Here is a 23,232-nt window from a genome sequence, read left to right as displayed (position 1 = left end):
CTCGGCAGGCGCTTTCCGAGGGACACGTCCTGTCGCGCTGCACACATCGCCCAACAGAAAGCCCGCCGCCTCGGTCGAGGCGACGGGCTGGAAAGGCCAAGGGTTACTTCTGGCCGTAGCGCTTCTTGAACTTCTCCACGCGGCCCTGGGTGTCCATCACGCGCTGCTGGCCCGTGTAGAACGGGTGGCTGGCGGACGAGATCTCGACGTCGACGACCGGGTAGGTGTTCCCGTCGTGCCACTCGATGGTCTCGTTGCTCTCGCGCGTCGACCCGGTGAGGAAGCTGAAGTTGCCGGACTTGTCCCGGAAGACGACCCGGCGGTAGTCGGGGTGAATGGCGTTCTTCATGCTGCGGTACTTCCTTCCAAGTAGGGGGCGAACGGATCGGTCAGGGGGTGGACCGGTTCATCCGCACGAAGGACACAACCATCGAGGCGCTCCCGTAATTCCCGGACATCCAGGCCGACCCCGGTGATGGACAGGTACGACGCGCGATCGCCGTACTCGGGGTGCCACTCGAGGGCCGAGCGGGCCTGATGCTGCTGCCCGACCGTGGACCAGCGGTCGGCCGGCAGATCGGCCAGCCACGGACCGAGGACGCCGAGCGCGATGTTGGTGCCGAAGCTGTCCCAGCTGAGCCGATTGCGGTGCTGGGTCGCGATCCACAGCGTCCCCCGCCCGCGCGCCGTACCCGCGACCAGATCCTCCAACGCGTCGTACAGCCGCTCGGGGTGGAACGGCCGGTCTGACTGCCAGACGAGCGTCCGCACCGGCCCGTCGTCCTGCGGAGCCGTGATCGACCCCGGCTCGGTCGCGTCCGGAGCTTGCAGGCGTACGCCGATGAGCCCGGCCGGCGTGGTCCGGACGAGCAGCTGCGGATTGATCGCCCGCGCGAGTGCGCGGACGGTGTCGTCGTCGCTGCTGAGGACTGCCGCGTTCGCGTACTCCAGTTGGCGCGCGACCACCTCGGCGATGGCCCGGCCGTCCTCGGCGGCGGTCGGAACACCGCGATCCTGGATCAACTGGTCGCCGGTCAGGTCGTCGATGACGCTGCCCGTGTCGACCGTCGCGACAACTGCATCCACCCGGAGCTCGCCGGCGCCGTCCTGGGCGATCTCCTCGGCCAGGGCCTGGGTGTCGCCGGCGGACGGCAGGTCCACGATCGCGACGTCGTACTGCTCGACGGCTGCGATGCTCAGCAGCAACTCGACCAGAGAGCCGCGCATCGCGCAGGAGGCGCACGGGTGGGCCATCCGGATCACCTCGCGGTCGATCACGCCGGTGGCGGTGCGGGCGATCCGTACGACGGAGCCCTCGGTCAGCCCGCTGACGTCGTACTCGATCAGGACGCCGGCCGGCCCGGCGGCGGCCAGAGTGTTCCCGGCGACCGCGCCACGGAACCCATCGTCGACACCCGTCAGCAAGGTCACCGGCAGCATCCGCACTCCTGTCTTATTGAAAACGATAGCCAATACAAGGTACCCTCCGAACCGGAATAGCCGCCACCCCACCGGTGTTCTCCTGAGCGAGGGTCACCCGCCAGGTGATCCAGGAAAGGACAGTATGGCCAAGCGCAACGACCTCCGCCCGATCGTGAAGCTCCGCAGCACGGCGGGCACCGGCTTCACCTATGTAACGCGCAAGAACCGGCGGAACAATCCCGACCGGCTCGTGATGCGCAAGTACGACCCGTCGGTCCGCCAGCACGTCGACTTCCGCGAAGAGCGGTAAGCCTGCGTGGCGAAGACCAGCAAGATCGCCAAGAACGACCAGCGCAAGCGGATTGTCGCTCTGTACGCCGGCCGCCGCGCGGAGCTGAAGCGGATCATCGCGGACCCGCAGTCGACCTTCGAGGCCCGCGGTGACGCGCAGCTGAAGCTGCAGAAGCTGCCGCGCGACGCCAGTCCGATCCGGATCTGCAACCGCGACGCCGCCGACGGCCGCCCCCGCGGCTACCTCCGCAAGGCCGGCATCTCCCGCATCCGGTTCCGCGCCATGGCCCACCGAGGCGAGCTCCCCGGCATCACCAAGTCTTCCTGGTAACACCCCCACAACTCCCCCGAAGCCCACCAGGCCTCGGGGGAGTCGTGCGCGCGGTTCAGCCGTGGAGGCGGCGGGTCAGGGCCGTGGCGGCTTGGCGGATGCGGTGGGCCAGGAGGTGGCGGTCGGGTGGGGGTACGGCGTCGGTGCGGAAAGTGACGCTGATGGCGGCGGCCGGGTGGCCGGCGTGGTCGAGGGCAGCGCTGGCGACGGACGCGACGCCGGGGGTGATGAAGGAGTCCTCGACCGCGAAGCCCTGGCGTTTCTCGTCCGCCAGGAGGCGGCGGAGTTGGGTGAGGGTCTGCGGTCCGTAGTCGGTGCGTCGTACGAAGCTCTCCGGGGTGGGGAAGAGCGCACGGACCTGGGCCGCTGGGAGCTCGGCCAGGAGCGCACGGCCGGACGCGGTGAGGGTGGCGGGGAGCCGTACGCCGACGTCGGTGACCAGCGTGACCGGGCGAGGCGGCTGCTCTTTCAGCAGATAGACGAGCTCACGACCATGCAGTACGCCGAGATGCGCGGTCTGCCCGACCTCCGCGACCAGCTGGACGAGCAACGGCCGCGCCAGCCGCTCGAGCGGGTCGTGCCGCAGATAGGCGGAGCCGATCTCGAACGCGGCCACCCCCAACCCGTACCGCTTCTCCTCGGGCAGGTGGACGACGAAGCCCTCGTCGATCATTGCCCGCAGCAAGTGGTACGTCGACGAGCGCGGCAGGCCGACCGCGGACGCGATGCGCTCCATCGGTACCGGTCCGGGCTGCGTGGCCAGGAACGTCAGCACCCGCAGAGTGCGGGTCGAGGCGGGAACGTTGCCGCTCACAACGGCAGGGTAACCGCCCAGGTCTCAGATTCCGGACGATTGCCGCTTCTTGGCGCGGCCCCGCTTCAACCACAGGCGCAGACACTCGCCCGCCGCGGCCAGTGCGAACAGCCCGCCCGCGACGCCCCAGTCGAAATAGTCGTCGCCGGACACCAGCGATCCGACGACCAGGGACAGGACGCCGAAGAACACCAGCGTCAGCGCGAACCGGATCACAGCGCCTTCTCCGCCGTCCAGGCGCCCGACGACACGCGGTACCCGAGCCACTCGTTCACCGCGAGCATCGGCGCGTTCCCAGCGTCGTTCCCGGTGGATGCGATGCGGAACCCGGCATCCCGGGCCCGCGCCAGCGCGTGCGACTTCACCACCTTCGCCAGCCCACGTCCACGGGCCGACGGGATCGTCCCCGTCAGGTTCGACCAGATCATGCTTCGCTCCGGGTCTGCAGTCGTCGTCACAAAGGACAACACGGTCTCGCCGTCGAGCACCGCGATACTGAGATCGCGCCGCAGGTCCGGATGGTTCCAAGAACTTTCCAGCCACTCGTCGTACGCCGGACCGCCCGACAGACCACTGGGGTCGTCGTCGCGCACGGCGGCCTCGGCCAGGTAGAGCTGCCGCGGATCCACCTGCTCGTAGTCGGCAATGCGAAGCCCGGACGGTGCCGCGACCGGCTCGCGGGCCGCGCTCAGCTCCGCCTTCGAATGGCTCATCCGGCGGCCGATGGTGAAGCCACGCCGGGTCGCGAATCCCTTCGACTCGTCGTCATCGCCGACCACGACCAGCAATCGTGCTGCGCCGGCTTCGGCGGCGCGCGCAGTGACCTGCTCGAGCAGCGCGCTCCCGATCCCGAGCCGCCGCAACGCGGGCGCCACGTGGACGGTGATCCGTACCCGCGGTGCCTGCTCCGCCGGGTCGGGCAGATAGATGTTCGCGTAGCCGACCACCTCCGGGCCGTCGACCGCGACCAGGACGACGCGGCTCTTCGCACGGCGAAGTCCGGCTTCGACACCGCGGGCCGTCATCACCAGTTGCGGCATCGTGACAGCCCAGAGCCGGGCGATTCCGGCCGCATCCTCCGGGGCCGCCGTCCGGATCTCGAACACCATTCCTGAACTCTAAGGCGGCTGAGGGTTCACAGATGTCTCAGATCCGAGACAGAAAGTGCACGGCGCTGCTGTCGGTTGCGGGTGCCGCGCGGTGCAATGTTCGAGTGGAAGAGACCAGCAAGGTAACCGTCGGCGTCGGGCCGTTGACACCGGCCGACGTGGTCGCGGTGGCACGGCACGGAGCCCGGGTGGAGATCGACGACCTGGCCCTCGAGGAGATCGCGAAGTCACGCGCCGCGATCGAGGCCCTGGCCCACGCGGACACCCCGCACTACGGTGTCTCGACCGGCTTCGGCGCGCTCGCGACCCGGCACATCGCGCCCGAGTTGCGTGCCCAGTTGCAGCGCAGCCTGGTCCGGTCGCACGCGGCCGGCTCCGGCCCCGAGGTGGAGACAGAAGTGGTACGGGCGCTCGCCCTGCTGCGACTGTCGACCCTCGCCACCGGCCGCACCGGCGTGAAGGTCGAGACGGCCCAGGCGTACGCCGGTCTGCTCAATGCGCACCTGACTCCGGTGGTCCACGAGTACGGCAGCCTCGGCTGCTCCGGTGACCTCGCACCGCTGGCCCACGTCGCGCTCGCCGTGATGGGCGAAGGTCCCGTGAGAGATGCCGAGGGCAACCTTCTCGACGCCCGCGACGCGCTGCCCACCCACGGACTGACCCCGGTCGTGCTGGCCGAGAAGGAAGGCCTCGCGCTGATCAACGGCACCGACGGCATGCTCGGCATGCTGGTGCTCGCGCTCGCCGACCTCGATCGCCTCTTCAAGACCGCCGACATCGCCGCCGCGATGAGCGTCGAAGGGCAGCTCGCCACCGACCGCGTCTTCGCCGCGGACCTGCAGGCCCTTCGTCCGCAGCCCGGCCAGGCTCGCGCCGCCAGCAACCTTCGCACGATCCTCGCCGACAGTGGGATCGTCGCCAGCCATCGCGGGCCGGACTGCAACCGCGTCCAGGACGCCTACTCCTTGCGCTGCTCACCGCAGGTGCACGGCGCCGCGCGCGACACCGCCGCCCACGCGGCCACCGTCGCGGGATATGAGTTGGCCGCCGCGATCGACAACCCGGTCGTCCTCCCCGACGGACGGGTCGAGTCCAACGGCAACTTCCACGGCGCTCCGATCGGCTACGTGCTCGACTTCCTCGCGATCGCCGTTGCGGATGTCGCCAGCATCAGCGAACGCCGTACCGACCGCTTCCTCGACGTCGCGCGCAACCACGGGCTGAACGCCTTCCTGGCCGACGATCCCGGTGTCGACAGCGGTCACATGATCGCGCAGTACACGCAGGCCGCGATCGTGTCCGAGCTGAAGCGGCTCGCCGTACCGGCCAGTGTGGACTCGATCCCGAGCAGCGCGATGCAGGAGGACCACGTCTCGATGGGCTGGTCGGCCGCCCGGAAGCTGCGCAAGTCGATCGACGGGCTCCAGCGGGTGCTCGCGATCGAGATCCTGACCGCCGCGCGGGCGCTGGACCTGCGCGCGCCACTGACCCCGGCGCCGGCCACCGCCGCCGTCCGGGCCGCCCTCCGGGAGTACGTCGAGGGGCCGGGCACCGACCGGCATCTCGCCCCCGAGCTCGAGCACTCCGTCCGGCTTGTTGCCGACGGCACCTACCTGTCCGCAGCCGAGGCCGTCACCGGCCCACTGTCCTAGAAAGGCTGGATCACCCATGTCCGGACCCCGTCCTGTCCGCGCGCCCCGCGGTACCACCCTGACCGCCCGCGGCTGGCAGCAGGAGGCCGCACTGCGGATGCTGCAGAACAACCTCGACCCCGAGGTCGCCGAGCACCCCGACGAACTGGTCGTGTACGGCGGTTCCGGCAAGGCGGCGCGAGACTGGAACTCGTTCGACGCGATGGTCCGGACGCTGACCACGCTGAAGGACGACGAGACCATGCTGGTGCAGTCCGGCAAGCCGGTCGGCGTCATGCAGACCCACGAGTGGGCGCCGCGCGTACTGATCGCGAACTCGAACCTGGTCGGCGACTGGGCCACCTGGGAGGAGTTCCGCAAGCTCGAGGCGATGGGTCTGACCATGTACGGCCAGATGACGGCCGGCTCGTGGATCTACATCGGCACGCAGGGCATCCTGCAGGGCACCTACGAGACGTTCGGCGCGGTCGCGGAGAAGAAGTTCGGCGGATCGCTGGCGGGCACCGTCACGCTGACCGCGGGCCTCGGTGGCATGGGCGGCGCGCAGCCGCTGGCCGTCACGATGAACGACGGCGTCGCGATCTGCATCGACGTCGACTCCAGCCGGATCGACCGCCGGATCGAGCACCGGTATCTCGATGTCCGCGCCAAGTCACTGGACGACGCGCTGCGGCTGGCCGACGAGGCCAAGAAGGCGCGGCGGCCGCTGTCGATCGGTGTCCTGGGCAACGCCGCGGTGGTCGTGCCGGAGCTGCTGCAGCTGGGTGCGCCGATCGATATCGTCACCGACCAGACCTCCGCGCACGACCCGCTGATGTATCTGCCGGTGGGCATCGACTTCGACGACTGGACCACCGCCCGCGAGAAGGACCCGGCCGGCTTCACCGAGCGCGCGCAGGCCTCGATGGCCAGGCACGTCGCCGCGATGGTCGGCTTCCAGGACGCGGGCGCCGAGGTGTTCGACTACGGCAACTCGATCCGCGACGAGGCCCGCAAGGCCGGGTACTCCCGTGCGTTCGAGTTCCCCGGCTTCGTGCCGGCGTACATCAGGCCCTTGTTCTGTGAGGGAAAGGGCCCGTTCCGGTGGGCCGCGCTGTCCGGCAACCCGGCTGACATCGCGAAGACCGACCAGGCGATCCTGGACCTGTTCGGAGACAACGAGCACCTGCGGCGCTGGATCACGCTGGCCGGCGAGCGGGTCGCGTTCCAGGGGCTGCCGGCAAGGATCTGCTGGCTGGGCCAGGGCGAGCGGGACAAGGCCGGGGTGCGGTTCAACGACATGGTCGCCTCCGGTGAGCTCGAGGCGCCGATCGTGATCGGCCGGGACCACCTGGACACCGGCAGCGTCGCGTCGCCGTACCGGGAGACCGAAGGCATGCTGGACGGCTCGGACGCGATCGCGGACTGGCCGTTGCTGAACGCAATGGTGAACGTGGCCAGCGGCGCGTCCTGGGTGTCGATCCACCACGGCGGCGGCGTCGGCATCGGCCGGTCCATCCACGCCGGTCAGGTATCGGTTGCCGATGGCACCGATCTGGCCCGGCGGAAGCTGGAGCGGGTCCTCACCAACGACCCGGCGATGGGTGTCATCCGGCACGTCGACGCCGGCTACGACAAGGCAGTAGAGGTCGCCGACGAACGAGGGGTCCGGATCCCGATGCGGGAGAGCTGACTCCCCTGACCGGGGCGGTGCGGCGGGGCTGGAGATAGCACAGTGCGACCGTAGCAATGCCTACCGCTATGGTGCACTTTCTCGGGGATCGAGAAACCGTGCGATCACGTGGCATCGGTCTCGCGGTCCGCTAGGGTCGATCGGGCGACCGACGACGAGCGCGAAGGGGCGCAATGATCGAGTTCGAGGACGTCACCAAGCGGTATCCGGACGGCACCGTCGCCGTCGACACCCTGTCCCTGCGGATCCCGAGCAACCAGATCACCGTGTTCGTCGGGCCGTCCGGCTGCGGCAAGACCACGTCGCTGCGGATGATCAACCGCACGATCGAACGCACCAGCGGCCGCATCTCGATCGACGGCGAGGACATCAACAGCAAAGATCCGGTGACGCTGCGACGCGGCATCGGGTACGTGATCCAGCACGCCGGCCTCTTCCCGCACAAAACCGTGGTCGACAACGTCGCGACCGTGCCGAAGCTGCTCGGCTGGGACAAGCGCCGGACCCGCAACACCGCGATGGAGTTGCTCGAGCGCGTCGGCCTGGATCCCAAGCTGGCCGAGCGGTATCCGGCCCAGCTGTCCGGTGGCCAACAGCAACGAGTCGGTGTCGCCCGTGCCCTGGCGGCCGATCCGGCCATCATGCTGATGGACGAGCCGTTCAGTGCGGTCGACCCGATCGTCCGGCACCAGTTGCAGGAAGAGCTGCTCCGGCTGCAGCGCGACATCGGCAAGACGATCGTGTTCGTCACCCACGACATCGACGAGGCGATCAAGCTCGGCGACAACGTCGCCGTACTGAAGGTCGGCGGCAAGCTGGCCCAGTTCGCCCCGCCCGCGGAGCTGCTGGCCAACCCGGTCGACGACTTCGTCCGTGGGTTCGTCGGACAGGATCGTGGTTACCGGGCTCTCACATTCGTGCATCCCGACGAGTTGCCGGTCAAGCCGTTGCCACCTGAGCTCGCGCTGAAGGACGGCGTACCGGTCGGCTGGCGTAACGGCAGCGCGGAGACGTTGCTGCCGGTCGGGGCGGTCTTCAAGCGAGGTGACTCGCTTCGCGCCGCCCTCGACTCCGTGCTGACCTCCCCGAGCGGGTTGGGCGTCTGCGTCGACGACGAAGGCCGTGCCGTCGGCGTAGTCGACCAGGGCACCGTCGCAGAGGCGCTACGGTCATGACCTGGATAGGCGACAACTCTGGGCTGATTTGGGAGCAGTTGCGCGAACACATCTACCTGTCGATCGTCCCGGTGATCCTCGGGCTGCTGATCGCGGTACCGCTCGGGTACATCGCCACGCGGTACGGGTGGCTGGCCAATCCGTTGGTGGCGTTCGGCGGCGTGTTGTACTCGCTGCCGTCGATCGCGCTGTTCATCGTGATCCCGGCGGTCCTCGGCACCAAGGTGCTGTCCACGGTCAACATCATCGTCGCGCTGACCCTCTATACGGTCTCCCTGCTGATCCGCAACGTGATCGACGGACTCCGCTCCGTACCGGCCGAGGTGCGGCAGTCGGCGATCGCGGTCGGGTACAGCCCGTTGCATCGGCTGATCGCGGTCGACCTGCCGATCGCCGTACCGGTGATCTTCGCCGGGCTGCGGGTGGTCACGGTGGCGAACATCTCGATGGTCAGCGTCGGCGCGGTGATCGGCATCGGCGGCCTGGGGGAGCTGTTCACCCTCGGCTTCCAGAAGGACTTCCTCACCCCGGTGGTGGTCGGCGTGGTGCTGTCGCTGCTACTGGCGCTGTGTGCCGACCTGATCATCGTCACGACGCAGCGGATCCTGACTCCGTGGGCGCGCGTCGCGACTCCTGTGGCGGGGGTGGCCTGAGATGTGGCAGTACCTCACCGACTCCTACAACTGGTCCGGCAACGAGGGGATCTGGGCGCGGATCATCCAGCACCTCTGGTACACGTTCGCCGCCCTCGGGCTGTCCGCTGTGATCGCGCTGCCGATCGGCCTGCGGATCGGCCACACCCGGCGCGGTGCGTTCCTGGCGATCAACCTCGGCAACGCCGCCCGCGCCCTGCCGAGCCTCGGCCTGCTGATGATCGCCGTCCTGCTGACCAACCAGATCGGCTTCCTGCCGGTGCTGATCGCGCTGGTCGCTCTCGGTATCCCGCCGATCCTGGCCTCGACGTACGCCGGTGTGTCCGGTGTCGATCCGGCCACGATCGACGCGGCCCGGGGGATGGGGATGACCGGCCGGGAGATCCTGACCAAGGTGGAGATTCCGATCGGGCTGCCGCTGATCATCTCCGGCCTGCGCAGCGCCACCCTGCAGATCGTCTCGACGGCGACGATCGCCGCACTGGTGTCGCTCGGCGGCCTCGGCCGCTATGTGGTCGACGGGCTGAAGCTCCGCGACTTCCCGCAGATGTTCACCGGCGCCCTGCTGGTGGCCCTGCTCGCCATCGGGCTCGACGCGATCTTCGCGGCGATCGCCCGGCTCACGGTGTCGGAGGGCCTGAAGGCCAGGTGACACCGGTTTTGTCCGACGTATCTGATGAACTTGACGATCTGATGAATCTGCTGAACCGCCCCATCGAAACATCCATCGGCACCGGCCGGTGGCTGACGAGACTCTGGAGGCTCTCGTGTTGAGATCCACACTCATCCGTACTGCGATCGCCGGGGTGGCGGTGCTCGGCCTGGCTGGTTGTGGGGGTGGGGGCGACCAGCTCGGCAGCGACAACGCGGGCTCCTCGCCCGCGCCGTCCAAGGTGTCGAGCATCACCGTCGGGTCCGCCGACTTCTCCGAGAGCCAGCTGCTGGCGGAGATCTACGGGCAGGCGATCGCTGCCAAGGGCATCGAGGTGAAGAAGAAGCCGAACATCGGCAACCGCGAGACCTACATGGCCGCGATCAAGGACGGCTCGGTCGACCTGGTCCCGGAGTACACCGGCGCCTCGCTGGCCTACTTCGACAAGAACTCCACCGAGACCGACCCGGAGAAGGCGTACGACGCCCTGAAGAAGGCGCTCACGCCCGGGCTCGAGGTGCTGGACAAGTCGCCGGCCGCCGACGAGGACACCATCGTGGTGACCAAGGCGACCGCGGACAAGTACAGCCTGAAGTCGCTGGCCGACCTGAAGCCGGTCGGCAAGGAGATGGTCGCGGGCGGTAGCTCGGAGTTCAAGGTCCGGTCCGCCGGCCTCAAGGGCCTGAAGGAGAAGTACGGCGTCGAGTTCAAGGAGTACAAGACGCTGGACGCCGGTGGCCCGCTGAGCATCAAGGCGCTGCTGGACAACCAGATCCAGCTGACGAACCTGTTCACCACCCAGTCGGTCATCAAGGAGCAGGGCCTGGTCCAGCTGGACGACCCGGAGCACATCCTGCCGCCGAACAACATCGTTCCGTTGATCCGGACCGACCACAAGTCGGACGACATCGCCGCGACACTGAACGCGGTCGACGCCAAGCTGACCACCGACACCCTGACCGACCTGGTCAAGCGCATCGACGTCGGCAAGGAGAGCGCGGACGCGGTCGCCAAGGACTGGCTGTCGAAGAACCCGCTGTCTTGAGTTTCGAATCCCTGTGGGAGGCCCTGTCCGCCATCGGCCGTGACCTCGACACCGGCGGTTACCACCGAGGCGGCTGGACCCCCACCGAACGCGACGCGACGCACTGGTTCCACGACCAGTGCGTCGCCCGCGGGCTGCAAGTCGAGTCAGACGGTATCGGCAACCTCGTCGCCTGGTGGGACCCGCTGGACCGGCGTGGCGAGCCGGCCCACCGGCCGGCTCCCCGCCCGGGCATCGTGACCGGGAGCCACCTGGACTCGGTGATCGATGGTGGGGCGTTTGATGGGCCGTTGGGGGTGGTGTCCGCGCTGGCCGCGGTCGATCAGTTGCGGGCGGAGGGGTTCGTGCCGTCGGTGCCGATCGGAGTCGGGGCTTTTGTCGAGGAGGAGGGGTCGCGGTTCGGGATGCCTTGCTTGGGGTCCCGGGTGGCGGCGGGAGTGTTGCCGGCCTCGAGGGCTCTTGCTTTGGAGGACCGCACGGGGGTGACGCTGGCGGCGGCACTCGAGGCGGCGGGGACGGATCCCGCCGGAGTCGGGCCGTCGCCGTTGCTCAGCCGGATGGGGACCTTTGTCGAGTTGCATGTGGAGCAGGGGCGGGGGCTGACAGCTCCGGTGGGGGTGGCCAGTTCGATCTGGCCGCATGGCAGGTATCGGTTCACGTTCGGCGGGGAGGCCAACCACGCCGGTACGACGCTGATGGAAGACCGGCACGACCCGATGCTCACCTACGCGATGACCGCGCTGGCCGCGAACAAGCAGGCCCGCCTGGCCGGTGCCCGCGCGACGTTCGGCCGGCTGTCCGTGGAGCCCAACGGCACCAACGCCGTACCGTCGCAGGTCACCGCCTGGCTGGACGCCCGCGCCGCCACCGACGACATCCTGCAGTCGTTGCTCGCAGCAATCACCAAGCAGGCCACCGAGCGCGCCGAGCGGGACGGTACGACGCTCGAGGTGGTCGCCGAATCGGTGTCGCCGATCGTCGACTTCCCGACCGGACTACGGGACAGGCTGGTCGGCGTACTGAATGGTGCGCCCGTGCTCCCGACCGGTGCCGGCCACGACGCCGGGGTGTTCTCCGCGGCCGGCATCCCGACCGCGATGCTGTTCGTCCGGAATCCGACCGGCGTGTCCCATTCACCCGCCGAGTACGCCGAGCTGGACGACTGTCTCGCCGGCGTCGACGCGCTGGCCGCCGTACTGAAGGATCTCGCCACGTGACGTCGTACTGGTGCTCGACCGCCCTGCTACCAACCGGCATCACTCAGGGCGTGCTGGTGACGGTCGCCGACGGGCGGTTCGCTTCCATCTCAGTTGGCGCAGATCCCGGCGATGCTGTCCGGCTCGACGGCCTCGTGCTCCCAGGGCTGGCCAACTGTCACAGTCACGCGTTCCACCGGGCGCTGCGCGGGCGGACGCAGACCGAGCGCGGCACCTTCTGGACCTGGCGCGAGCAGATGTACGCCGTCGCCGCGGCACTCACCCCGGACACGTACTACGACCTCGCCCGCGCCGTCTACGGCGAGATGCTCCTCGCCGGGATCACCGCGGTCGGCGAGTTCCACTACCTGCACCACGCCCCGGGTGGCCGCCACTACGACGACCCGAACGCGATGGGTACGGCGCTGATCGCGGCGGCTCGCGACGTCGGGATCCGGATCGCCTTGCTGGACACGTGTTACATCGCCGGCGGCATCGACCAACCGCTCAGCGAGGTGCAGCAACGCTTCAGCGACGGCGACGCCGCGAGCTGGGCCGCGCGGGTCTCGTCGCTGTCCGGATCCGATGGCGTCGTGATCGGCGCGGCGGCCCACTCGGTTCGCGGGGTGCCGCCGGAGCAGATCGGTGCGGTCGCTTCGGCGTTCCCCGACGTACCACTCCATGTGCACCTGTCCGAGCAGGTCGCGGAGAACGCTGCCTGCCTCGAGGCGTACGGCCGGACCCCCGCGCAGGTGCTCGACGAGGCCGGGTTCCTCAGCGGCAGGACGAGCGCCGTCCACGCGACGCATCTCACCGATGTCGACATCAGGCTGCTCGGCAGCTCGGCGACGTACTCGTGCTTCTGCCCGACCACCGAGCGGGACCTCGCCGACGGGATCGGCCCGTCGGTGGCGCTGCGCGACGCCGGCTCACCGTTGACGCTCGGGTCCGACAGCCACGCGGTGATCGATCTGTTCGAGGAGATGCGGGCGGTCGAACTGGACGAGCGGCTCGCCTCACACGAGCGCGGCCACTGGTCGGCATCGGAGCTGTTGCGAGCGGCAACGGCCGACGGACACCGGTCGATCGGGTTCGACGACGCCGGCGTGATCGCGGTAGGCGCTCGGGCCGATCTGGTCACAGTCCGGCTCGACAGCGTGCGTGCGGCGGGGACGGGCGGGACTGTGGAGACGGCAGTGTTCGCGGCATCGGCTGCTGACGTGAGCGACGTGATTGTTTCCGGCAAGCACATAGTTGCTGATGGCAAGCATACGAACCTTGATGTGGCTGCCGAGCTGGCGGCCTCGATCGCGGCGGTGACACGGTGACTTCTCTACTGTTGACGGGTATCGGTTCGCTGGTGACCAACGACCCAGCGCGTGGCGACCTACTCGGTGAGCTGCACGACGCGGCCCTGGTGATCGAGGGCAGCAAGGTCGCGTGGGTCGGCTCCCGACGCGAGGCGCCCGCAGCTGATGAAGTCTTGGAGTTGGGTGGGCGGGCGGTGATCCCCGGGTTCGTGGATTCGCACTCGCATCTGGTGTTCGCCGGCGACCGGGCCGAGGAGTTCGCGGCGCGCATGACGGGTACGCCGTACTCCGCCGGTGGGATCCGGACCACGGTGGCGGCGACCCGGCAGGCCACGGACGAGCAGCTGACCGCGAACGTCGCCCGGCTGGTGGCGGAGATGCGGCGCCAGGGGACGACGACGGTCGAGATCAAGTCCGGGTACGGGCTGACGGTCGGCGACGAGGCGCGGGCGCTGGAGATCGCGGGGCACTTCACCGACGAGACGACGTACCTCGGGGCGCACGTCGTCCCCGCCGAGTACGCCGACGACCCGGCGGGCTACGTGTCGCTGGTGACCGGGCCGATGCTCGAGGCCGCCGCGGGGCACGCCAAGTGGATCGATGTGTTCGTGGAGCGCGGCGCCTTCGACGAGGACCAGGGACGCGCGATCCTCGAGGCCGGCCTGGCGCGCGGTCTGCAGGCCCGCGTGCACGCGAACCAGCTCGGCGAGGGTCCCGGGGTCCAGCTGGCGTGCTCGGTCGGCGCCGCAGCGGCCGACCACTGTACCTATCTCACCGACGCCGACGTCGACGCCTTGGCTTCCACGGGCGTGGTCGCCGGACTTCTTCCGGCGATCGAGTTCTCCACGCGTTCGCCGTACCCAAACGCCCGACGCCTCCTCGATGCCGGCGTCACCGTAGCCCTGGCCACCGACTGCAACCCGGGCTCCGGCTACTCCTCCTCGATGCCGTTCTGCATCGCCCTGGCCGTCCGCGAGATGCACATGACCCCCGCCGAGGCCCTCTGGTCCGCCACCGCAGGCGGCGCCGCGTCCCTCCGCCGAAGTGACATTGGTCACCTAACCCCCGGCGCCCAAGCAGACCTGACCATCCTCAACGCCCCCACCCACATACACCTCTCCTACCGCCCAGGAGTCCCCCTCGTCTCCCAGGTGTTCATCGCCGGCCGTCCGATGTGAGGCGCGGACGTCCCCCACTCACCAACACCGATCCAGCTCGTGGCGGCACGCTCAGTTTCCTGGTCAGGCCGCGCGGAAAGCCTCACTGTGAGTGGCGCAAGTCCGGTCGCCTGTTCGACTGCGCTCACGACCCACTCCCCGTCGAACATCACGTCCTCCCAGCTGAACCGGAGGATCGACCAGCCCCGGATGGTCAGGTTGACCTGCCTGCGACAGTCCCTGACGAGGGCGCGGCGGGTGCTGTGATGTTCGAACCCCTCCGCCTCCAAGCCGACCCGCAGACCGGGATTCGCCAGGTCCAGTCGTGCGGAGAACCGGCTGTCCCGGACGACCACCTGGGGAACGAATCCTTCGAATCCTCGTTCGATCAACAGAGCGCGGAGCGCTGACTCCAGCACGGACTCCGAGCGGCCGTCGGCCAGCCCGGCGATCCGCAGAATGCGCCGCCGATGCGGTCCGCGGAGTTCTGCCGCGGCGTCGACGAGCTCGTCCTGATCGAGGCAGCCCGCACGCAGGGCAGTGTCGGCGACCGCGAGCGCCTCGGGCAGCGTCAAGGTGCGAATACAGTCGAGCACGGTGCGGAGTGGGGTGGTTACGCCGTCCAGGACAGGTACAGATGCCCAGTGCAAGGTGCACGGCAGCCCGGTTCGGCGTCGAACGCGGCCCGGACCCAAGGTGACGTGTGGGAGAACAGGCGGGTTGATAACTCCGAGTCCCCAGTGTTGTGCGGCGCTGAGATGGGACACCACGCCGCCGTGGCTGCGAGCGGCTGTCAGCGCGGATGGCGCCTCCGGGAGGGCGTAGACACCTTGCGGGGTGTCCGGCCAATTCGGATGCGCGCAGAGGACTCACCGACCGTCAGCTCTGCCACACCCTCCCGCTCCGGGCGCTGTTGAGCGCCCGGGCGCACTGATCAGGCGAGGCCGGGTGGGGGCGCCCGGGCTAGGTCAGGTCTTTGGTGAGGAGGGTTGTGGTGGTGCCGTTGGCCAGGCGTTGTTTGGCTACCTCGACGTAGCCGCGGTTGGTGTGGAAGGCGAGGCCGGCGAGGTCGGGTGGGTCGGTGCGGACCCGGGTGGCGGCGCGGTCGAAGGGTTTGGCGGCGCGTTCGATCGCGCCGTACACCTGCGAGGCGAGGCCCTCGCGGCGGTGCTCGGGGGCGATCACGATCCGTTCGATGAACAGGAAGCGGCTCGCGTACGTGGCCGCGAACCACTGGAACTCGAGGCCGTCGTACGCCGACCCCGGGGTGAAGGTGAGCAGGAAGCCGGCCGGACGGCCGTCGAGGTCGACCACAGCGGCGTGCGCGGCGATCAGGCGGAGCCAGTCAAGGCGGTCCGGGCCGAGTGGTTCGACCAGACCCTCCGCGGTGGCGTTGAGCGCAAGTACCGCGGCGAGGTCAGCGGCGGTCATAGGGCGGAGTCTCACGGTGACACCCTCCCACGGAAAACCTTTTCTGCGGCAGGGGTCAGTTCGGGTGCTCCCTGGGCCGACCCTGGCCGGGACCCGGAAAATCGGGAGCTGCCTTGGGAATGACCTGGGCGGTGTGCCATGTTGAGTCTAGTGAACTCAAGTTTGTTCCCTCGCGGATTTGAAACCGAGGCGGACGAACGGCAACATTGAGTCTGCATCACTCAACTCTGTGGAGGTAAAGCATGGCCCGCGCGGTCGGTATCGATCTGGGTACGACGAACTCCGTCATCGCCGTACTCGAGGGTGGCGAGCCCACCGTCATCCCCAACGCCGAGGGAGCGCGTACGACGCCCTCGGTGGTGGCCTTCGCCAAGAACGGCGAGGTCCTGGTCGGCGAGGTGGCGAAGCGCCAGGCCACCACGAACGTCGACCGCACCATCCGCTCCGTGAAGCGCCACATGGGCGAAGCGTGGAGCGTGGACATCGACGGCAAGAAGTTCACGCCGCAGCAGATCAGCGCGTTCGTGCTGCAGAAGCTGAAGCGCGACGCCGAGGCGTACCTCGGGGAGCAGGTCACTGACGCGGTCATCACCGTGCCGGCCTACTTCTCCGACGCGCAGCGCCAGGCGACCAAGGAGGCCGGCGAGATCGCGGGCCTGAAGGTGCACCGGATCGTCAACGAGCCGACCGCGGCCGCGCTCGCCTACGGCCTGGACAAGGGCACCGAGCAGACCATCCTGGTCTTCGACCTCGGTGGTGGCACGTTCGACGTGTCGCTGCTGGAGATCGGCGACGGTGTCTTCGAGGTGAAGGCGACCAGCGGTGACAACCACCTCGGTGGCGACGACTGGGACAACCGGATCGTGCAGTGGCTGGTGACCCAGTTCAAGAACAAGAACGGCACCGACCTGTCCAGCGACAAGATGGCCATGCAGCGGCTCACCGAGGCTGCCGAGAAGGCCAAGATCGAGCTGTCGGCCGCGGCCGAGACCACGATCCACCTGCCGTACCTGAGCCTGACCGAGTCCGGCCCGCTGCACCTGGAGGAGAAGCTCTCCCGGGCCGAGTTCCAGAAGATGACCAACGACCTGCTGGAGCGCGCCCGCGCCCCGTTCAAGGCCGTCATCAAGGACGCCGGCATCGACGTGGCGAAGATCGACCACGTGATCCTGGTCGGCGGCTCCACCCGGATGCCCGCGGTGGCCGAGCTGGTCAAGGAGCTGACCGGTGGCAAGGACCCGAACAAGGGCGTGAACCCGGACGAGGTCGTCGCGGTCGGCGCCTCCCTGCAGGCCGGTGTGCTGAAGGGTGAGGTCAAGGACGTCCTGCTGCTCGACGTGACCCCGCTGAGCCTGGGCATCGAGACCAAGGGTGGCGTGTTCACCAAGATCATCGAGCGCAACACCACGATCCCGACCAAGGGCTCGGAGATCTTCACCACGGCCGAGGACAACCAGCCGTCGGTGATGATCCAGGTCTACCAGGGCGAGCGGGAGATGGCGCGCGACAACAAGTCGCTCGGCAACTTCGAGCTGACCGGCCTGCCGCCGGCGCCGCGGAACGTGCCGCAGATCGAGGTCACCTTCGACATCGACGCGAACGGCATCGTGCACGTGAACGCCAAGGACCTCGCCACCGGCAAGGAGCAGCGGATGACGGTCACCGGCGGCTCAGCGCTGCCGAAGAACGACATCGACCAGATGGTCCGCGACGCCGAGCAGTACGCCGAGGAGGACCGCCAGCGCCGCGAAGCGGTGGAGTCCCGCAACCAGGCGGAGAGCTTGGTCTACCAGACCGAGAAGTTCCTGCAGGAGAACGAGGACAAGATCCCCGACGACGTCAAGACCGAGGTCAAGGACGGCGTCGCGGAGCTGAAGAAGGCGCTCGAGGGTGACGACGCCGACGCGATCAAGGCCGCGTCGGAGAAGCTCGCCCAGTCCAGCCAGAAGATGGGTGCCGCGATGTACGCGAACGCCCAGGCCGCCGGCGGTTCCGCCGACGACAGCGGCGCCGCATCCGACGAGAGCAGCTCGAGCAGCGACGACGACGTCGTCGACGCCGAGATCGTGGACGAGGACCGGCCGCAGGACAAGACGGAGGACAAGTGACGGATCGACCGACTGGCAGCGAGTTCGGCGACGGCGAGCCCGTCGTCCGGGACAAGCGCCGGATCGACCCGGACACCGGCGCGGCGCGGGAGCCTTCCGAGGCTCCCGCGGCCGGCGCCGCACCGGGCATGCCGGGCACCCCGGGCGCGCAGCCGCCGCGGGACCCGTCCGATCTGATCGGCCCGTCCGCCCAGGAGGCACTGTTGACCGAGGCGCTCGCCGAACGTACGGCGGACCTGCAGCGACTGCAGGCCGAGTACGTCAACTACAAGCGCCGGGTGGACCGGGACCGGGAGGCTTCGCGGGAGCTCGTGATCGGCTCGGTACTGACCGAGCTGCTCGGGATCCTGGACGACGTCGGCCGGGCCCGGGAGGCGGGTGAGCTCGAGGGCGCGTTCAAGGCGGTCGCCGAATCGCTGGAACGGGTCACCGAGAAGCTCGGCCTGGTGAAGTTCGGCGAGAAGGGTGACGCCTTCGACCCGCGCATCCACGAGGCCCTGCTGCACAACTACTCCGACGAGGTGGACGGTCCGACCGCGACCATGGTCATGCAGCCGGGGTACCGCCTCGGCGAGCGCGTCCTGCGGGCGGCCCGGGTGGCCGTGTCGGAGCCGACCGAGCAACTGCCGGCCGACGCCGCGAAGGCCGACGTACCGGTGGAGAGCACAGATGATGACGCGGACAGGTCCGCGGAGTAACGACCACGACGGGAGGGGAGGCGTCAAGTGAGCACGAAGGACTGGCTCGAGAAGGACTTCTACAAGGTTCTCGGCGTCTCCAAGACCGCCGAGGCCGATGAGATCAAGAAGGCCTACCGCAAGCTGGCGCGCAAGTACCACCCCGACTCCAACGCCGGTGACGCGTCCGCGGAGGCCAAGTTCAAGGAGGTCTCCGAGGCGTACGACGTCGTTGGCGACCCGAAGAAGCGCAAGGAGTACGACGAGGCCCGCCGGCTGTTCGGCAGCGGCGGCTTCCGGATGCCGAGCGGCAGCAGTCAGGGCGGCGGCGGGTTCAACTTCGACGTCGGCGACCTGTTCAACCGCGGTGGTGGTTCCGGTGGCAGCGGCGGCGGTCTCGGCGACATCCTGGGCGGCATGTTCGGCGGTGGTGGCCGGACGACGACCACCACGTCGACGGCCCGGCCGCGGCGCGGTGCGGACATCGAGACCGAGGCGACGATCGAGTTCGCCGAGGCCGTGAACGGTGTCACCGTCGGGCTGCGGATGACCAGCGACGAGCCGTGCAAGACCTGCCGGGGCACCGGCGCGAAGTACGGCACGGTGCCGAAGGTCTGCCTGAAGTGCGAGGGCACGGGTATGCAGACCTCGGTCCAGGGCGGCGTGTTCGCCATGACCGAGCCGTGCACCGAGTGCAAGGGGCGCGGCCTGGTCGTCGACGAGCCGTGCGAGACCTGCCACGGCTCCGGCCGCGGCCAGTCGAGCAAGACCATGCAGGTCCGCATCCCCGCGGGCGTGCAGGACGGTCAGCGGATCCGGCTGAAGGGCAAGGGCGCGGCCGGCGAACGGGGTGGCCCCGCGGGCGACCTCTACGTCACCGTGCACGTGAAGTCGCACCGGATCTTCGGCCGCCAGGGCGAGCACCTGACGCTGAACGTCCCGGTGAGCTTCACCGAGGCCGCGCTCGGCGCCGAGATCAAGGTCCCGACGCTGGACGGCATGCCGGTCACGGTCCGGATCCCCGCCGGTACGGCGAACGGCAGCAAGCTGCGCGTCCGTGGCAAGGGCTCGGTCCGGCGGGACGGCACCAAGGGCGACATCCTGCTCACCCTCGAGGTGCAGGTCCCGCACGAGCTGACCGACGAGCAGCGCGCCAAGCTGCAGGAGTTCAACTCGGCGTCGGACCACCCTGACCTGCGGGCCGGGTTGTTCGGGAGCTCGTGATGGGCCTCCCGTTCAGCCAGGTGCCGACCTGGGACGACCGCACTCCGATCTACGTGATCTCGGTGGCGGCCCAGCTGGCCGGCATGCACCCGCAGACCCTGCGCCAGTACGACCGGCTCGGCCTCGTGGTGCCGAGCCGGGCGTCCGGCCGCGGCCGGCGGTACTCGGCGTACGACGTGGCGAGGCTTCGCTACGTGCAGCACCTGTCCCAGGAAGAGGGCGTCAACCTGGCGGGAATTCGGCACATCCTCGCGCTACAGTCGGAGGTGGAGGACCTGCGAAGGCGGGTCAACCAGCTCCTCGCAGAAGTCCAGCGCGGTGTCGGTGTGTCCCGGCAGAGCACGAACAGCCGGGTCTTCTCAGCCGGTCCGGCCGGCGACGTGATCGCCATGGGCCGGCAGCAGACCACGACGCGCTGGATCCGGACCCAGCCACTGGAGCTGGGTCCCCGCTGACCCAGCATTCTCCGACCACCGGAGGATTCCCGAACCCACCCTTCGGATCCTCCGGTCCCGTGGAGGTCGTCGTCCCCCCGACGCCTCCACCGTCGAAGGCGCGCTATCCCCCCAGCGCCCTTCGGCCCCCGCAGGGTGGTCCGTTCCAGGACCGCCCTGCGGCTCGCTCGCAACGGAGCCCCCGGCCTGCACGGCCGGGGGCTCCTTGCGTTCATCTCCCGGTCACCGCGGGCCATGTTGTCTGCGGCGGTTCACCGCCTACCCTGGCGAAGTGACACTCAGTCTGCAGACAGACCGGCTGATCATCCGGGACTGGGAAGAAGACGACGCCGAGGCCGCGCTGGAGATCTACGGCTCGGCCGATGTGGCGCCCTGGCTGTCGCCGGCCATCGACAAGGTCCCCGACGTCGCCAGCATGCGGCTCCTCCTGCAGGCCTGGATCGAGGCCCAGCCGAACTTCGTCCTCCCCGCGGGCCGGTGGGCTGTTGCCCGCCGGGACGACGGTGAGGTCGTCGGCGCACTGGTGATCCGCCTGCTCCCGCCGTACGAGGAGGACCTGGAGATCGGCTGGCAGCTGCGGCCGAGCGCCTGGGGCCATGGGTACGCGACCGAGGCCAGCCGCGAGCTGATGCGCTGGGCGTTCAAGGAAGGTGCCGTCGACGAACTGTTCGCCGTCGCCCGCCCGAACAACAAACGCGCCATCGCCACGGCCCGCCGGCTCGAGATGCAGTGGGTCGGCGAGACCGACAAGTACTACGACCTGAATCTGCAGGTCTACCGCATCCGCGCCTCAGAATTCAGGGCCTGAAGCAACCAGCGGCTGCGACTGGGTGGCCACGTCACAGTCCGCCGGCGATGAAGCCGAGGGTGAGCTGCTCGAACTTCCGGCGGGTGGCGTCGGGGGCGTCGCGCAAGGGCCCTTGGCCGGTGAGGACAGCGAGTCCATGCACCGTGGACCAGATCGGGTACTCGATGCCGTCCCGTCGTCCGGGCGCGAGCACACCGGCGACGACGAGCTCATCGAGGACGGCTCGCAGCTGACCGAGGGGTGACCGGTCCTGCCCGGTCCCATCGACCGTAGCGGCGTACTCATGCTGCGCCGGCACTGCGAACGCCGTGGCGAACAGTCCGGGCTCCTCGCGAGCGAAATCCAGGTACGCGGCACCGATCGCGCCGAGACGGCGACCGGCAGCCGCGGCATCGCCATGCTTGCCGCGCACCCGACTGACACCGGCGGCCATCCGATCCGCCAGTTCGCGCATCGCCGCCGCACAGACCGCGGCGAGCAGTTCGTCACGGTCGGCGAAATGCCGATAAGCGGCGTTGGGCACGACGCCCACCAGTCGGGTCGCCTCGCGTAGCAGGACAGCGTCCGGGCCACCGGTCCGGGCCAGCTCCAGCCCGGCGGCGACGAGACCGTCGCGGACCGCGCCCCGCACCCTCCGCCGCGTCGGCTCTGGTGTCATGGGCAACAGACTAACTTAGTGGACACCGTCCACTTGTCGCGTTAATGTGGACAGTGTCCACTAAACGAGGAGGAGTGATGGGCAAGAGTGACGAGGCGATACTGGTGACCGCGGACCAGTGGTACGCCGGCGGGCGGCGGATCCTGTATCACCCGGATCCGGCGCGGGTCCTGCCCGAGGAGGCGGCCGCAACCCCTGGCGCCTTGCGGGTCTTCGAGCGTGTCGTCGGCGCGTGGGCGCATGGCCGGAGATCGTGGCCGTGTTCATGATGAACGGCGGCCTGTTCGCCGACTCGCACACGCACCCGTGGCAGGTCACGCCGATGCTGCGCAGCCCGCTGGGCGCGTTGGCCATGCGCCGGGCGCAACGCTCGCCGGACATGTTCGACTCGGCGATGCTCGGCGCACGGTTGTACTCCCGCAGCTACCGCCCCAGCCCGGAGGAGCTCGCCGAACTGCGGTCGGCGGTCACGCGCCGGGAGGGTGCGGCATTCCTCCATCGAGCCGCCGGGTTTCGTCCAGGAACATCGCCGCCATGCCCAGCGCTGGGATCTCGCCGCTGTCGCACGTGACCTGGCGGACACCGTGGCCGTGTACGTCGGCGGCAGCGAGGAAGACCGCTACGAACACCGCCAGGTCGCCGCCGCCCGGATCCGTGTGCCGAGTGCCGACGTACTGACCTTTCCTGGCGGTCACCTGACCACCAGCGAGCTCCGGACCTGCTCGCCGACGCCATCCGCGAGATCGCCTCGCGTCATGGTGTCGGCGTCCGTCCCGACCTTTCGAAGGAGCACCGATGACCAAGCTGTTTCCCCTGCTCGAACGCAATGCGGAGTTCGCCCGGACCTACTCCCCGGCCGCGCTCGGCCTGCCTGCCGTACCGGTGGTCGTCGTCACCTGTCTCGACCACCGCATCGACCCGGCTCTTGTCCTCGGGCTCGAGCTTGGGGACGCCCCCGTCATCCGCAACGCCGGTGGACGGGTCACGCCGGCCGTCATCGACGACGTCGCCTACCTCGCGTTCCTCGCCGAGCAGCTGCGCGGCGGCGCCGGCGCGGCCGATACGCTCTTCGAGGTCGCGGTGATCCATCACACGCAGTGTGGGACAGCCTTCCTGGCCGACCCCGAGTTCCGCCGGCGGGCGGCCGAGGCGACCGGCCTCTCCGAGGTGGCGCTGGAGGCCTCCGCCGTCGCCGACCCGCAGATCACCGTCAAGGCCGATGTCGAGCGGCTGCTCGGCTCACCGCTACTGTCACCCAAAGTGAGCGTCTCGGGACACGTCTACGACATCGCCACCGGCTACCTCACCACGACCGTCGACGCCCGTTTTCCACAGCCGGCGAACTGAGCCTCAACCAGCGGCAGTCAAACGGATACAACTTGTAGTGAGGGT

27 protein-coding genes are annotated in these 23,232 nt (G+C 69.1%); 18 read left to right on the top strand and 9 right to left on the bottom strand.

The annotated features are described in order from the left end of the window. Positions 1-103 precede the first annotated feature (103 nt). Positions 104-349: a type B 50S ribosomal protein L31 gene (locus ACXC9Q_RS11320; RefSeq protein WP_328524519.1), complete on the bottom strand. Its 246-nt coding sequence runs from the start codon at positions 347-349 to the stop codon at positions 104-106. Then, positions 346-1,440 carry a CobW family GTP-binding protein gene (locus tag ACXC9Q_RS11315; protein WP_457056423.1) on the bottom strand — a complete coding sequence of 365 codons (1,095 nt, stop codon included), beginning with the start codon at positions 1,438-1,440 and terminating at the stop codon, positions 346-348. The genes ACXC9Q_RS11320 and ACXC9Q_RS11315 overlap by 4 nt, the downstream gene beginning before the upstream one ends. Positions 1,441-1,564: 124 nt before the next feature. On the opposite strand from ACXC9Q_RS11315, the gene rpmG reads away from it, so the two are divergent. Both rpmG and rpsN read left to right on the top strand, forming a co-directional pair. Next, positions 1,565-1,732 carry a 50S ribosomal protein L33 gene (gene rpmG / locus ACXC9Q_RS11310; protein WP_328524517.1) on the top strand — a complete coding sequence of 56 codons (168 nt, stop codon included), beginning with the start codon at positions 1,565-1,567 and terminating at the stop codon, positions 1,730-1,732. 6 nt (positions 1,733-1,738) lie between these two features. After that, entirely contained in the window at positions 1,739-2,044 is a 306-nt protein-coding gene (rpsN, locus tag ACXC9Q_RS11305; RefSeq protein WP_457056422.1) for a 30S ribosomal protein S14, read from the top strand. Between the two features lie 55 nt (positions 2,045-2,099). Here rpsN and ACXC9Q_RS11300 read toward each other — a convergent pair whose 3' ends face one another. From ACXC9Q_RS11300 to ACXC9Q_RS11290, 3 genes are read right to left on the bottom strand one after another with little or no spacing between them, the layout of a single operon-like run. Further along, the gene (locus ACXC9Q_RS11300) at positions 2,100-2,858 is read right to left on the bottom strand and encodes an IclR family transcriptional regulator (protein WP_457056421.1); all 759 of its coding nucleotides are present in this window, start codon (positions 2,856-2,858) and stop codon (positions 2,100-2,102) included. A 24-nt stretch (positions 2,859-2,882) separates the two neighbouring features. Next, the gene (locus tag ACXC9Q_RS11295) at positions 2,883-3,074 is read right to left on the bottom strand and encodes a hypothetical protein (RefSeq protein WP_329482789.1); all 192 of its coding nucleotides are present in this window, start codon (positions 3,072-3,074) and stop codon (positions 2,883-2,885) included. Then, positions 3,071-3,967: an N-acetyltransferase family protein gene (locus tag ACXC9Q_RS11290; protein ID WP_457056420.1), complete on the bottom strand. Its 897-nt coding sequence runs from the start codon at positions 3,965-3,967 to the stop codon at positions 3,071-3,073. Before ACXC9Q_RS11290 ends, ACXC9Q_RS11295 begins: the two co-directional genes overlap by 4 nt. Positions 3,968-4,071: 104 nt before the next feature. Between ACXC9Q_RS11290 and hutH the strand changes: the two genes are divergently transcribed. The 9 genes from hutH (at position 4,072) to hutI (ending at position 14,500) form a co-directional block, all read left to right on the top strand. Next, positions 4,072-5,619, top strand: coding sequence for a histidine ammonia-lyase (gene hutH, locus ACXC9Q_RS11285; RefSeq protein WP_457056419.1), 1,548 nt, complete (start codon positions 4,072-4,074; stop codon positions 5,617-5,619). A 16-nt stretch (positions 5,620-5,635) separates the two neighbouring features. Beyond that, positions 5,636-7,291, top strand: a complete 1,656-nt coding sequence (gene hutU, locus ACXC9Q_RS11280; RefSeq protein WP_457056418.1) for a urocanate hydratase — start codon at positions 5,636-5,638, stop codon at positions 7,289-7,291. A 173-nt stretch (positions 7,292-7,464) separates the two neighbouring features. After that, positions 7,465-8,466, top strand: coding sequence for an ABC transporter ATP-binding protein (locus ACXC9Q_RS11275; protein WP_457056417.1), 1,002 nt, complete (start codon positions 7,465-7,467; stop codon positions 8,464-8,466). Continuing rightward, positions 8,463-9,119 (top strand): ABC transporter permease, encoded by a 657-nt coding sequence (locus tag ACXC9Q_RS11270; RefSeq protein WP_457056416.1) that lies wholly within the window; start codon positions 8,463-8,465, stop codon positions 9,117-9,119. Before ACXC9Q_RS11275 ends, ACXC9Q_RS11270 begins: the two co-directional genes overlap by 4 nt. A gap of 1 nt (position 9,120) precedes the next feature. Continuing rightward, the gene (locus ACXC9Q_RS11265; RefSeq protein WP_457056415.1) at positions 9,121-9,771 is read left to right on the top strand and encodes an ABC transporter permease; all 651 of its coding nucleotides are present in this window, start codon (positions 9,121-9,123) and stop codon (positions 9,769-9,771) included. Positions 9,772-9,886: 115 nt separating this feature from the next. Beyond that, positions 9,887-10,816 carry an ABC transporter substrate-binding protein gene (locus ACXC9Q_RS11260; RefSeq protein WP_457056767.1) on the top strand — a complete coding sequence of 310 codons (930 nt, stop codon included), beginning with the start codon at positions 9,887-9,889 and terminating at the stop codon, positions 10,814-10,816. After that, positions 10,813-12,033, top strand: a complete 1,221-nt coding sequence (locus ACXC9Q_RS11255) for an allantoate amidohydrolase (protein WP_457056414.1) — start codon at positions 10,813-10,815, stop codon at positions 12,031-12,033. The genes ACXC9Q_RS11260 and ACXC9Q_RS11255 overlap by 4 nt, the downstream gene beginning before the upstream one ends. Continuing rightward, positions 12,030-13,340, top strand: coding sequence for a formimidoylglutamate deiminase (locus ACXC9Q_RS11250; protein ID WP_457056413.1), 1,311 nt, complete (start codon positions 12,030-12,032; stop codon positions 13,338-13,340). Before ACXC9Q_RS11255 ends, ACXC9Q_RS11250 begins: the two co-directional genes overlap by 4 nt. Further along, the gene (hutI, locus tag ACXC9Q_RS11245) at positions 13,337-14,500 is read left to right on the top strand and encodes an imidazolonepropionase (RefSeq protein WP_457056412.1); all 1,164 of its coding nucleotides are present in this window, start codon (positions 13,337-13,339) and stop codon (positions 14,498-14,500) included. Before ACXC9Q_RS11250 ends, hutI begins: the two co-directional genes overlap by 4 nt. Here the strand turns inward: hutI and ACXC9Q_RS11240 are convergent. Together ACXC9Q_RS11240 and ACXC9Q_RS11235 are read right to left on the bottom strand one after the other, a co-directional pair. After that, the gene (locus ACXC9Q_RS11240; RefSeq protein ID WP_457056411.1) at positions 14,443-15,075 is read right to left on the bottom strand and encodes an endonuclease domain-containing protein; all 633 of its coding nucleotides are present in this window, start codon (positions 15,073-15,075) and stop codon (positions 14,443-14,445) included. The two genes, hutI and ACXC9Q_RS11240, sit on opposite strands and share 58 nt — an antisense overlap. A 367-nt stretch (positions 15,076-15,442) precedes the next feature. Next, positions 15,443-15,910 carry a GNAT family N-acetyltransferase gene (locus ACXC9Q_RS11235; RefSeq protein WP_457056410.1) on the bottom strand — a complete coding sequence of 156 codons (468 nt, stop codon included), beginning with the start codon at positions 15,908-15,910 and terminating at the stop codon, positions 15,443-15,445. Positions 15,911-16,152: 242 nt separating this feature from the next. On the opposite strand from ACXC9Q_RS11235, the gene dnaK reads away from it, so the two are divergent. The 5 genes from dnaK (at position 16,153) to ACXC9Q_RS11210 (ending at position 21,182) form a co-directional block, all read left to right on the top strand. Next, a complete protein-coding gene (dnaK, locus tag ACXC9Q_RS11230; protein ID WP_457056409.1) occupies positions 16,153-18,018 on the top strand; it encodes a molecular chaperone DnaK in 1,866 nt (621 codons plus the stop codon). Then, on the top strand, positions 18,015-18,716 hold the full coding sequence (grpE, locus tag ACXC9Q_RS11225) for a nucleotide exchange factor GrpE (protein WP_457056408.1): 702 nt from the start codon (positions 18,015-18,017) through the stop codon (positions 18,714-18,716). Before dnaK ends, grpE begins: the two co-directional genes overlap by 4 nt. Before the next feature lie 27 nt (positions 18,717-18,743). Further along, complete coding sequence (dnaJ, locus tag ACXC9Q_RS11220) at positions 18,744-19,919, top strand: molecular chaperone DnaJ (protein WP_328524501.1); 1,176 nt, start codon at positions 18,744-18,746, stop codon at positions 19,917-19,919. Beyond that, positions 19,919-20,374 (top strand): heat shock protein transcriptional repressor HspR, encoded by a 456-nt coding sequence (locus ACXC9Q_RS11215; protein WP_328524500.1) that lies wholly within the window; start codon positions 19,919-19,921, stop codon positions 20,372-20,374. Before dnaJ ends, ACXC9Q_RS11215 begins: the two co-directional genes overlap by 1 nt. A 271-nt stretch (positions 20,375-20,645) precedes the next feature. After that, positions 20,646-21,182, top strand: coding sequence for a GNAT family N-acetyltransferase (locus tag ACXC9Q_RS11210; RefSeq protein WP_457056407.1), 537 nt, complete (start codon positions 20,646-20,648; stop codon positions 21,180-21,182). Positions 21,183-21,213: 31 nt separating this feature from the next. Here the strand turns inward: ACXC9Q_RS11210 and ACXC9Q_RS11205 are convergent, their stop codons facing one another. Further along, positions 21,214-21,840: a TetR/AcrR family transcriptional regulator gene (locus tag ACXC9Q_RS11205; RefSeq protein ID WP_457056406.1), complete on the bottom strand. Its 627-nt coding sequence runs from the start codon at positions 21,838-21,840 to the stop codon at positions 21,214-21,216. 77 nt (positions 21,841-21,917) lie between these two features. Between ACXC9Q_RS11205 and ACXC9Q_RS11200 the strand changes: the two genes are divergently transcribed. After that, positions 21,918-22,109, top strand: coding sequence for a hypothetical protein (locus ACXC9Q_RS11200; protein ID WP_457056405.1), 192 nt, complete (start codon positions 21,918-21,920; stop codon positions 22,107-22,109). Between the two features lie 198 nt (positions 22,110-22,307). Here the strand turns inward: ACXC9Q_RS11200 and ACXC9Q_RS11195 are convergent, their stop codons facing one another. Next, complete coding sequence (locus tag ACXC9Q_RS11195) at positions 22,308-22,535, bottom strand: hypothetical protein (protein ID WP_457056404.1); 228 nt, start codon at positions 22,533-22,535, stop codon at positions 22,308-22,310. A gap of 100 nt (positions 22,536-22,635) precedes the next feature. Between ACXC9Q_RS11195 and ACXC9Q_RS11190 the strand changes: the two genes are divergently transcribed. Continuing rightward, positions 22,636-23,187 carry a carbonic anhydrase gene (locus tag ACXC9Q_RS11190; protein WP_457056403.1) on the top strand — a complete coding sequence of 184 codons (552 nt, stop codon included), beginning with the start codon at positions 22,636-22,638 and terminating at the stop codon, positions 23,185-23,187. Positions 23,188-23,232 lie beyond the last annotated feature (45 nt).

It is taken from the genome of Kribbella sp. CWNU-51, assembly GCF_054073265.1.
The sequence above is the reverse complement of the archived record's forward strand: the minus strand, read 5'-3'. Positions and strand labels throughout refer to the sequence as shown.

Bases quoted from the DNA above. Each gene is read 5' to 3' on its own strand.
- ACXC9Q_RS11320 (WP_328524519.1), bottom strand. From the start codon at position 349: ATGAAGAACGCCATTCACCCCGACTACCGCCGGGTCGTCTTCCGGGAC.
- ACXC9Q_RS11315 (WP_457056423.1), bottom strand. From the start codon at position 1,440: ATGCTGCCGGTGACCTTGCTGACGGGTGTCGACGATGGGTTCCGTGGC.
- rpmG (WP_328524517.1), top strand. From the start codon at position 1,565: ATGGCCAAGCGCAACGACCTCCGCCCGATCGTGAAGCTCCGCAGCACG.
- ACXC9Q_RS11290 (WP_457056420.1), bottom strand. From the start codon at position 3,967: ATGGTGTTCGAGATCCGGACGGCGGCCCCGGAGGATGCGGCCGGAATC.
- hutU (WP_457056418.1), top strand. From the start codon at position 5,636: ATGTCCGGACCCCGTCCTGTCCGCGCGCCCCGCGGTACCACCCTGACC.
- ACXC9Q_RS11275 (WP_457056417.1), top strand. From the start codon at position 7,465: ATGATCGAGTTCGAGGACGTCACCAAGCGGTATCCGGACGGCACCGTC.
- ACXC9Q_RS11270 (WP_457056416.1), top strand. From the start codon at position 8,463: ATGACCTGGATAGGCGACAACTCTGGGCTGATTTGGGAGCAGTTGCGC.
- ACXC9Q_RS11265 (WP_457056415.1), top strand. From the start codon at position 9,121: ATGTGGCAGTACCTCACCGACTCCTACAACTGGTCCGGCAACGAGGGG.
- ACXC9Q_RS11235 (WP_457056410.1), bottom strand. From the start codon at position 15,910: ATGACCGCCGCTGACCTCGCCGCGGTACTTGCGCTCAACGCCACCGCG.
- dnaK (WP_457056409.1), top strand. From the start codon at position 16,153: ATGGCCCGCGCGGTCGGTATCGATCTGGGTACGACGAACTCCGTCATC.
- ACXC9Q_RS11215 (WP_328524500.1), top strand. From the start codon at position 19,919: ATGGGCCTCCCGTTCAGCCAGGTGCCGACCTGGGACGACCGCACTCCG.
- ACXC9Q_RS11205 (WP_457056406.1), bottom strand. From the start codon at position 21,840: ATGACACCAGAGCCGACGCGGCGGAGGGTGCGGGGCGCGGTCCGCGAC.
- ACXC9Q_RS11200 (WP_457056405.1), top strand. From the start codon at position 21,918: ATGGGCAAGAGTGACGAGGCGATACTGGTGACCGCGGACCAGTGGTAC.
- ACXC9Q_RS11190 (WP_457056403.1), top strand. From the start codon at position 22,636: ATGACCAAGCTGTTTCCCCTGCTCGAACGCAATGCGGAGTTCGCCCGG.